This is a genomic window from Corallococcus sp. AB045 (genome assembly GCF_003668895.1).
GTDB lineage: Bacteria > Myxococcota > Myxococcia > Myxococcales > Myxococcaceae > Corallococcus > Corallococcus coralloides.
In genome coordinates this window covers 1-8,714 of sequence record NZ_RAWN01000293.1, presented here as the reverse complement: position 1 = coordinate 8,714, position 8,714 = coordinate 1, and the positions used below count along the sequence as shown (strand labels likewise).

The window sequence follows — 8,714 nt, the reverse complement described above, 5'->3', positions numbered from 1 at the left end:
GGCGGTGGGGACGGTGGGCGCGGTCGTGGGCGAGCTGGCGTGTGAGCAGGGCCCCGGCCACGTGGCCATCTATCACCTGGGGGCATGGGCGCTGTTGACGCTCGCGACCTGGGCGCTGTCGAAACGACTCAAACCCCGGACCTACGCACCATGAAGCACGACCCCTCGCTCATCTTGACGGAAGACGTGGACGGCGCGCCGGTGCGCATGGGCGCGGCGGTGATGATCGTCCGCACCGAAGCGGAGGACTCCGTGTCGGAGCGCTTCCTGGGCCGCGTGGGCGTCGTCGTGGCGCTGGTGTTCGACGATCCGGCCATGCAGTACCCGGGCGACCCGCTCATCCAGGTGCGCGTGGCCGGTCTGGGCGAGGACCTGTTCTTCGCCCGGGAGATCGTCGAGGTGCCCCAGGGTCACTTCGTCGCGTTCGGGTCGTCCAGCTCCGGGTAGTGCCGGAAGATGCCCTGCTTGTTGAAGGGCTGCGCGCGAGGGGACTTCTTGTACGCGGCGATGCGGGGGCGCTCCGCGATTCGCTGACGTAGGGCCATCACGCCGGGGACTTCCGGGGCGATGCGGCGCATGGCATTGGGAAAGGCATACAGTAGGCCTTCCACCAGCTGGTACAGCGCCAGCTCCGGATAGGAGAAGTCGCGGCCCAGGAGGTACTTCCCGCCGCCCTGCGTGTTTGCCTTCAACACGCGCTCGAAGTAGCCCAGGAACTTCGGGATGCGCTGGGTGCGGAAGTCCTCGGCGCGCTGCTTCGCGGCGTCCTTCTGCTCGTCGTAGTACTTCATCACGGCGAGCGGGTGGTGCGTGTCATGTGCTTCCGCGACCGCGTCCGCGACGGTGAGCTGGAATTGGCGGGCGTGGAGACGCGAGGCTTCGTCCTCGGGGACCAGGCCGAGGCGTTCACCCAGGTAGGAGCAGATGTTGGGCGCCTGGGAGAGGACGACGTCGCCCACCTTGAGCACGGGCGGCGCGTACGCGGGCACGGGGCCCTTGGAAATCATGGCCGAGACGGCCTTGGCGCCGCCGCCCTGGGCTTCGGGCAGGAGGCCCACGTCGACCCAGTCCGCGCCCGCCTCCTCCAGCACCAGCCGCACGAACTCGCCCCGGCCGGGAATGCCGGGCCAATAGTACAGCTCGAACTTCGCGTCGCTCATCGCCGTCACCTCGCGTGATGGGAACCGGCGCGCATCCTGTGCTCGTGGGATGCGCGCTCGGGAAACCCAACCGCGATGAGGGTTCACTCCCCTACGGTCACGCGGTCAGTGCGTTCCGCTGGTGAACTTCAGTCCGACGATGGCGACGATCATCAGTCCCAGGAAGAACAGGCGCGAGGGCGTGGCGGGCTCATGAAAGAGAACCATGCCGGCGATGGCGGCACCGGCCGCGCCGATGCCCACCCAGACCGCGTAGGCCGTGCCGATGGGCAGATGCTTCACCGCGAGGCCCAGGAGGCCCATGCTCGCGATGATGGCCCCCACCGTGAGCACGCTGGGCAGCGGCCGGGTGAAGCCCTGCGTGTACTTGAGGCCCAGCGTCCAGCAGACTTCGAGCAGGCCGGCGATGATTAGGAGGATCCACGACGACGACATGACGCACGACTCCCGTTAAGGCGTCGTCTTGTCGTGACCGGGTACGGCGCACCTCGTCCGGGCTCGGAAGCCCCACCCTGGGGCCGCCGCACGCGACGCGGAAGCTAACCGGGAAGGAAGGCTTCCGCCACCCACTTGGGGCGGTGGCTCAGGCTTCTTCGTCGGGGACCGGTCTGACACCCGGCAGGAGGCGTGCCCCGCGCCGCGACACAGGACCACGTTGACGACCCGCGCCTACCCGCGTGGAAGAACAGGTGCATGCGAAACTGGAACGCCTGCGCGGACGGCCTGTTCTCCGGCCCTTGCACCGACTGTTTGCGACGGTGCGAAGGCCAACACGCATGGCCCTTCAATCCATGCCGCCCCGCCAAGCCGAAGCGATGAGGACCGAATGAACCCACCCGACTGGAGTCCGCTCCTCGACCTTGCACGGCATGTCCTTCGCGAGAATGCACCGCTGACCCTGAGTGATGACGTGCGCGCGCTCCTGCTTCAGACCGCCGCCGAAGTGGCCGTTTCCGACGCCGCATCAGCGCTCCAGACGGACGCCGGAGCCCTTGCGCTCCTGCGCGAGTGCGCCCGTCGCATCACCGACGGGTCCAATCGCCTGACAGACGCACTGCACCGGATGCGGAAGCTCCAGCGTCAGGGAGATTGGGACGGCGCGCGACAGGAAATGCGCGATGTGCTCGCCGTCGAGGCCGTACCCTTCTACCGCGACCTTGCGACGGAGCAGCTTGACGGCATGAACGAGGACCCGTGACGACCATGGAGCCGCGCCCGGCGGTCCTACTCCGATCCGTCATCGCCGGATCCCGCGAACGACCCTCATGGGACGCCATTGAACTTCGTTCGCGGACCGGACTGAAGGGAATCAGAGGCTGTGGCTCAAGAGCCACGCGTAGACGTCATGGCCCGCCGAGCCGTCGTACGTGCGGCCCCATGAGTCGTGCCCCACGCCGGGATAGAGCGTGAGCAGCAGCACCGCCGCCAGCTTGGCGTAGTGCTGCGCCGCGTGCGCCCACGTCTGGAACGCTCCCGCCGAGATGCCCGTCAGGTAGATGCGCTTCGGATCCACCCGGTAGTGCACCTTCGCGAACTCGATGATGGCGTCGATCTCCGGCACCTGGATGAACGCGTTGTGCCGCGGCGGCGCGTTCTGGAAGGCAGGCTTCACTCCAACAAGACAAACGAGGCACGAACCTGCTAAGCTTGAAAAACTAGGAATAGCAACAAAGTCGTAAATTTTCAGTGGAGGCTTTTCCAATGCAGTCCAAGCATTTCGCCGTCGTCGCTGGCGTGTCGCTGTTCGCCCTGGGGCTGAGCGCGCAGGCGGCGGAGATCTTCCGCAACACCGGAACACTCACGGGCTGGAACTCGCTCAACGTGGAGCACAACGGTTCGCTGAAGGAAGTGACCAACGTCGTCTACGAGGGCTCCACCGCCATCAAGGCCACGCAGGTCTACGACCCGAACTACACCGAGCGCTACCACTCGGAGGTCGTGAAGCACAACGTGTACCGCCGGGGCGACACGGGCTTCTATGGCTTCATGTTCCGGCTGCAGCAGGACTGGCAGTTCCAGCCTCAGTCCTTCAACATCGCCCAGTTCATCGCGAACTTCTCCGACACGGGCTGCGATGGCCACATGCCCACCACCATGGTGTGGCTGTCCGGCAACCAGCTCACGACCCGCGTGAAGTACGGCACCGTCTGCGACCAGAAGACCACCACCTTCCGCAACCTGGCCACCGTCACCGCCGGCGAGTGGCACAAGGTCGTCATGCAGGTGAAGTGGGCCAGCGACAACACCGGCTTCATCAAGCTGTGGTTCGACGGCGTGAAGGTCCTGGAGCAGTTCAACCTGGCCACCACCGTCGCGGATGACCGCTACCTCCAGTTCCGCGTCGGCCTCTACGCCAATGGCTGGCACGACAGCGGGTACATGCAGGGCACCCAAGGCACCCGCAGCATCTGGATTGACGAAATCGCCGCCGGCACGACGTTCGCCGACGCCGACCCTGCGCAGTGGTAGTCCCGGTGGGCGCGGCGAGGTCCTCCCCCCGCCGCGCCGCCAACCTCACGGCAGCTGTGACTGGAACGCGCCCCAGCGCTTGTGCACCCACTGCCGGATGTACTCGACCTCCTCCGCGTGGGTCTTGAAGTCCTGCCTCAGGTGCCAGTCCGGGAAGTTGCCGTAGCCCCCGTCGCTCCCCGCCTCCGGCTTCGCGAAGTTCCGGTACTCCGCTGCCCACCGCGCCTCGTCGCGCTGCGCATTGGGCCCCAGCTCCTGCACGTAGCCGTCGATCATCGCCTGCACCGCGGCTTCGCTCACCTCGTTCTTCAAGGCCTGCCGGTAGCGCTCACGCATGGGCCCCGCGATGGTGGGCTCCGCCAGCATCCGCTTGAAGAGCAGGTTCTCCGACGCGTAGGTGGGCCGCGCCGTGGCGCTGGTGCGCGTGGTGTCGTAGTTCTGCCCGAAGCTCGCGTCCAGGTCCCACGGGATGTAGCGCCAGGGGCCGCCGGCCTTCGGATCGTAAGCGTGATAGGCGTTCTTCGCCTGCGAGTCATTGCCCTGGATGAGCGTATTGAAGATCCACCAGTCCTCGTAGTCGCGCGCCTTCAGCTTCGTGCCGAACTCCTGGCGGAAGCCGTCCGCGCTGGAGTCCGCCACCCACGCGACGAAGGAATGCAACGTGTCGAAGGCGTGGGGCTGCTTGTCGTCCGGCGTGCCCTCGGCCTTCTCGAAGCCGACGTGGAGGTGCTCCTTCGTCTGCCCGCTGCGCGTCAGGCGGGAGAAGTTGGCGTCCGCGGTGTCGGCCTTGAAGAGGTCCGAGTCGTCGTCGATGCCGTTCCACTCCATCAGCCGCTTGTCCGCGTGGTCCGCCGCCGTGTAGAGCCCGCGGTACTTGTTGTTCGCGTACACCACCACGCTGAAGGTGCGGATGCGCACGGCGTTCGGGGACAGCCGGTGCCACAAGTCGAACGCCAGCCGCGAGCGCAGGTAGGAGTTATCATTGAACGTGGTGATGAGCACCACGCGCTTGCGGTCCTTGAAGCCGTCGCCGAAGACGGGCTCGGAGAACAGGTCGTCCTCCGCGAACTTGAACGTCATGCTGCGCTTGGGGAACACGCTGGACGTGGCCCCGCGGAACTTCGCCTCGATGGTGTAGCGGTGGCCCCGGTACACGACCTCCGCGGGCCGGTAGCCGCCGGACGTCAGGCCATCCTTCCCGTAGAACAGGTGCACCACGGGCAGCCCGTACTCCTCCGTGTAGGCCACGGGGTCGACGATGTCGGCCTTGCCTGGCGCGTTGTCGTTGTTGGCCACGCCCACCTTGAGCGTGCCCGTCTCGCCGGTGGTGCGCTCCTCCAGCGTGAGCATCCACACCGCGCCCTGGTTGAGCGCGGGTGTCCAGCGCAGCGTGGCGGTGGCCTCGTCGAACGTGGCGCCCGCGGGCAGGTTCTTCACCCCGAAGCGCAGCCCGGCCTCCTTGAGGCCCGTCGAGCACGTCACCTGCGCGGCGAAGGCCTCGCCCTCCAGCACCCAGCGCGTGTCACCCGCGGTGGGCGCGCAGGCCCGCGGCGCCGTGCCCGCGTCCGGCGTCCCGGTGCCCGCGTCGGACTGCGAATCCGTTCCCGCGTCGGAGGAAGGCTGCGTGCCTCCATCCACCGTGCCCTCGTCGGACTGCGGGTGGGTGCCCGCGTCGGAGGCCGTGCCGGAGGGAATGCCGGTCGTGGGCGCCGAGGTGTCACCGCCGCCGCACGCCACCAGGGCGAAGCACGCCAGCCCCGCCAGTCCCCGCGTCCACCATCGCCTTGCTCGCACCGAGAATCATCCCCCTTGGGTCACGGCCCGCAGCAGACCGTGGAGGCAAGGGGTAGTCATCGTGCCGGAGTGCCGACACCCGCGCGTCAGGGCGATGTCGCACGCCCGACAGCGTCAACGTCAGTACGTCACGATCAAGCCAGCGTGCAGGCTGGAGTACGTCTCCTCGGCCGCTCCTCCGTTGTTCCAACCGGTGAGCGTACCGGGCCCGGAGAAACTGTCCTTGAAGTGCTCCAGGTGCCAGGCCACCTCGTAGCCGAACGGTCCCCAGATGTCCCCGGACACGCCCAGCTCCGCACTCCAGCCGAAGCTGGACACGGACGTGCCGTAGTCGCGGACCTCCAGCGCCCGCCGGCCCCCGTCCGCGTCCGGCGAGTGCCCCGGCTTGGGCGACAGCAGGAGCCCGCCCGACGCGTCCAGCCGCACCGAGCTGAACAGCGGCACGGACAGGTCCACCGCCACGGACGGGAACACACGGTGCGTGCCGGTCAGCGGGTTGTCCGTGGACTGCTCCACGTCGAACGCGCGCGTCTGGATGCCGGCGCGCGCGCCCACGTAACCCTGCTGCGGCCGCGTCGTGCCGAAGCGGAAGTAGTAGCGGTACATCGCCTGCGCGGTGAAGGCCGTGTCCGTGGCGGACACCTCGCGCACCGGCGTCTGGCCGCCGTCCCCGGTGAGCGTCACGTCGGAACTGGAAAAACCCCGCTGAGCCCCCAGCTTGAACCCCAGCCCGCGCAGCACCGACGTGGTGTCGCGCGCCAGGGGCAGCACCTCCACCTCCAGCGCCAGCCCCAGGTACGGATACGACGACGTGAAGTCCGAGGTGTCCCCGAGCTGATCCTCCTCCGGCAGCCTGTCGTACGCGCCGCAGCTGTCCACACCGGGCCGCGCGCAGTAGCGCCGCCACGTCGCTGTCAGTGACAGGTTGAGCCGCACCCAGGTGGGCGCGCCCACCTCCAGCGCCGGCTCCGCCTTCGCCCTGCCCGACGGTCCGTTGCCCAGCCGCAGCGACAGCCACGCCGGGGACTCCCGGGTGCCATGGAAGGCCGGCGGCGTCAGGACATCGGAGGCCGCCGCGGCCGGAGCCGACAGGGCTCCGACGAGGGCCAGGGTCCGCGGCAGTCCCGAGAGGACCCTCGCGCTTCGGGTGGTCGTCATGCTCCGGGCAGGTTCACCCAGCGCCGGGGCGAAGTCCAGGCTCGGGGCTCAGGCGTTCATCACGTGACCCACGCTGGCCGCGGAGGACACTGGCGCGGGCTGCGGGGTGAGCGAAGGCGAGGAATCCTGGGACACCACGGGAGCAGGCTGGGACTCCTGCGCACGCCCCAGGAAGTCGCGCCGGTAGATGCGCACCATGGCCATGAAGATGGACGCGATGAGCGGCCCCACCAGCAGGCCCATCATCCCGAACACCGCCAGTCCGCCGAACATGGACAGGAAGACGAGCAGCGGGTGCAGCGCCATGCGCGAGCCGCACAGCCGGGGGCGGATGACGTTGTCGATGCTGCCCACCAGGAACGTGCCCCACGCGAGCAGGAACACGCCCTCGCTCACCCGGTTCGCCGCGATGAGCACCACGCCAATGGGCCCCCACACGAGCGCGGTGCCACCCACCGGCACCAGCGCCACCAGCACCATGGCCGCGCCCCACACCCCGGCGTGCGGCACGCCCGCGATGAGCAGGCCCACGAAGCCCACCGCGCCCTGCACCAGCGCGGTGACGGTGTTGCCGTAGATGATGGCGTACGCGACGTCCGTGAACTCGTGGGAGAAGGCGTCGAAGTAGCGGCGCTCCAGGGGGATGAGCCGGGCCACCTCGTTCACCAGACGACGGCCGTCCAGGAAGAAGTAGTACATGGCGACCGTCATCAGGAACATGTTGACGAGCAGCTCCGTGCCGGCGCCCACCACGTCCGCGAGCAGCCCCGCGCCGCCCGACACCGCCGTCATCAGCAGGCGCTCCGTCTCCGAGCTCTCCGGATCGAAGTGCACGTAGCGGTCAAGGCCCCGGGGCAGGCTGTTGAGGAAGTGGTGGCGCAGGTCCACCTGATCCAACAGGTCCTGCGCCTGGCCCACGAACTGGAGCACCTCCCGGGCCACCATCCAGCCCACCAGCGCCAGCGGGGCCAGGATGAGCAGGAACACCGCGAGGGTGGACAGTCCGGCCGCCAGGGACTTGCGGCCCTGGAGCCGCCGGTCCAAGGAGTCCTGGATGGGCATGAACAGGACGACCAGGAAGCCGCCCAGCAGCACCGGCATCAGGAACGGCAGCAAGATGCGTGAAAAGAGAATCAGCGCGAGCGCGAACAGCCCCGCGAAGATGAAATTGGACCACCGCTTCGAATCGCCCGCCGTCACCGCCCCACCCCGTCCCCCAGAACGACTGCACGCAACGTAGGAATGGTTATTCCCACCAGGAAGTCCGCTCCTCCCTTCACCAAGAGGCCATCCATGACTTCTGGACGTTTCGTTCCCCTGGCAGCCGTCGCCACCGCGGTGGTGTGCAGCACCTTCCTGATGCTCGGTCCCGCCGGCTGCGACGAGAGCCAGAGCGTGGCCTGCTCCGACGACTGCCCCGCGGTGGAGGGCACGTATCCCCTGACGTTCCTGGGGGACGCGGGCCTGCCCAGCGAGTGCGTGAACCTGAACGTCCAGCCCCTGACGGACGGCGAGCTGCTGGCCATCCAGCGCACCGAGGGCGGCGTGCTCACGGGCACACTGAACGGGGTGGCGCTGACGGGTCAGGTGTACGCGACGGGCGCACTGATCCTGACCGGCATGCCGCTGCCCAGCAACGACGGCGGGGTGAGCACCTTCCTCAGCATCACCGCGACCCACACCGGCGGACCCGAGGACGGCGGCATGGGCAGCAGCCTGTCCGGGAACTTCACCAGCCAGTTCTCGCGCATCCAGGGGACCAGCGCCCTCAGATGCAACCTGGCGCGCCCCTTCACGGCGACCCGGCAGTGAAGCCAGGGCCGCCGGGAGCGGCGCCAGGGAAGACGAACTACTTCTTCTTGCCTTCGGCGGCGGCGGCCTTGGCGGCTTCCTTCTGCTTCTTGATCCGCTTCTTCCAGTGCTGACGGATCTTCATCTGCACTCGGCGGTGCTTGCTCTTGCTGTTGGCCATGTGGGTGGCTCCTGGTCTCCGGAATGGAGCAAAGGGGGGCTTACCTATCAGAAGCCTACGGGCTCCCGGAAGAGGAACCCTCGGGGTCCCCCGGGTCGGGGGCCTGGGCTGCCTCCGGCGAGGGCCCGGGCCCCCCGTCCGGCGGGGGCTCGTTGGGGGCC

General features: G+C 68.3%; 11 protein-coding genes and 1 riboswitch. Of the genes, 4 read left to right on the top strand and 7 right to left on the bottom strand.

Annotated elements, in window-relative coordinates; genetic code table 11:
* Positions 1-150: 150 nt before the first annotated feature.
* Positions 151-447, top strand: coding sequence for a Carotenogenesis protein CarS (locus tag D7Y21_RS38430; RefSeq protein ID WP_120562994.1), 297 nt, complete (start codon positions 151-153; stop codon positions 445-447).
* Here D7Y21_RS38430 and D7Y21_RS38425 read toward each other — a convergent pair.
* The gene (locus D7Y21_RS38425) at positions 411-1,160 is read right to left on the bottom strand and encodes a glutathione S-transferase (protein WP_121718357.1); all 750 of its coding nucleotides are present in this window, start codon (positions 1,158-1,160) and stop codon (positions 411-413) included. The genes D7Y21_RS38430 and D7Y21_RS38425 overlap by 37 nt on opposite strands.
* Before the next feature lie 105 nt (positions 1,161-1,265).
* Positions 1,266-1,595 (bottom strand): quaternary ammonium compound efflux SMR transporter SugE, encoded by a 330-nt coding sequence (sugE, locus tag D7Y21_RS38420; protein WP_121718356.1) that lies wholly within the window; start codon positions 1,593-1,595, stop codon positions 1,266-1,268.
* A 17-nt stretch (positions 1,596-1,612) separates the two neighbouring features.
* Positions 1,613-1,684, bottom strand: a riboswitch (guanidine-III (ykkC-III) riboswitch).
* Between the two features lie 302 nt (positions 1,685-1,986).
* Between sugE and D7Y21_RS38415 the strand changes: the two genes are divergently transcribed.
* Positions 1,987-2,358, top strand: a complete 372-nt coding sequence (locus D7Y21_RS38415; protein ID WP_121718355.1) for a DUSAM domain-containing protein — start codon at positions 1,987-1,989, stop codon at positions 2,356-2,358.
* Between the two features lie 111 nt (positions 2,359-2,469).
* Here the strand turns inward: D7Y21_RS38415 and D7Y21_RS38410 are convergent, their stop codons facing one another.
* Positions 2,470-2,772, bottom strand: coding sequence for a hypothetical protein (locus D7Y21_RS38410; RefSeq protein WP_199735574.1), 303 nt, complete (start codon positions 2,770-2,772; stop codon positions 2,470-2,472).
* 89 nt (positions 2,773-2,861) lie between these two features.
* On the opposite strand from D7Y21_RS38410, the gene D7Y21_RS38405 reads away from it, so the two are divergent.
* Entirely contained in the window at positions 2,862-3,629 is a 768-nt protein-coding gene (locus tag D7Y21_RS38405) for a polysaccharide lyase (protein WP_120562988.1), read from the top strand.
* Between the two features lie 45 nt (positions 3,630-3,674).
* On the opposite strand, the gene D7Y21_RS38400 is transcribed toward D7Y21_RS38405, so the two are convergent.
* From D7Y21_RS38400 to D7Y21_RS38390, 3 genes are all read right to left on the bottom strand, one after another.
* Positions 3,675-5,423 carry a CotH kinase family protein gene (locus D7Y21_RS38400; RefSeq protein ID WP_121718354.1) on the bottom strand — a complete coding sequence of 583 codons (1,749 nt, stop codon included), beginning with the start codon at positions 5,421-5,423 and terminating at the stop codon, positions 3,675-3,677.
* A 120-nt stretch (positions 5,424-5,543) separates the two neighbouring features.
* A complete protein-coding gene (locus tag D7Y21_RS38395) occupies positions 5,544-6,581 on the bottom strand; it encodes a hypothetical protein (protein ID WP_120562986.1) in 1,038 nt (345 codons plus the stop codon).
* Between the two features lie 48 nt (positions 6,582-6,629).
* A complete protein-coding gene (locus D7Y21_RS38390) occupies positions 6,630-7,781 on the bottom strand; it encodes an AI-2E family transporter (RefSeq protein WP_121718353.1) in 1,152 nt (383 codons plus the stop codon).
* Positions 7,782-7,874: 93 nt separating this feature from the next.
* On the opposite strand from D7Y21_RS38390, the gene D7Y21_RS38385 reads away from it, so the two are divergent.
* A complete protein-coding gene (locus tag D7Y21_RS38385; protein WP_147469501.1) occupies positions 7,875-8,393 on the top strand; it encodes a hypothetical protein in 519 nt (172 codons plus the stop codon).
* Between the two features lie 37 nt (positions 8,394-8,430).
* Here D7Y21_RS38385 and D7Y21_RS38380 read toward each other — a convergent pair whose 3' ends face one another.
* A complete protein-coding gene (locus D7Y21_RS38380; RefSeq protein WP_014396669.1) occupies positions 8,431-8,553 on the bottom strand; it encodes a hypothetical protein in 123 nt (40 codons plus the stop codon).
* Positions 8,554-8,714: the final 161 nt, after the last annotated feature.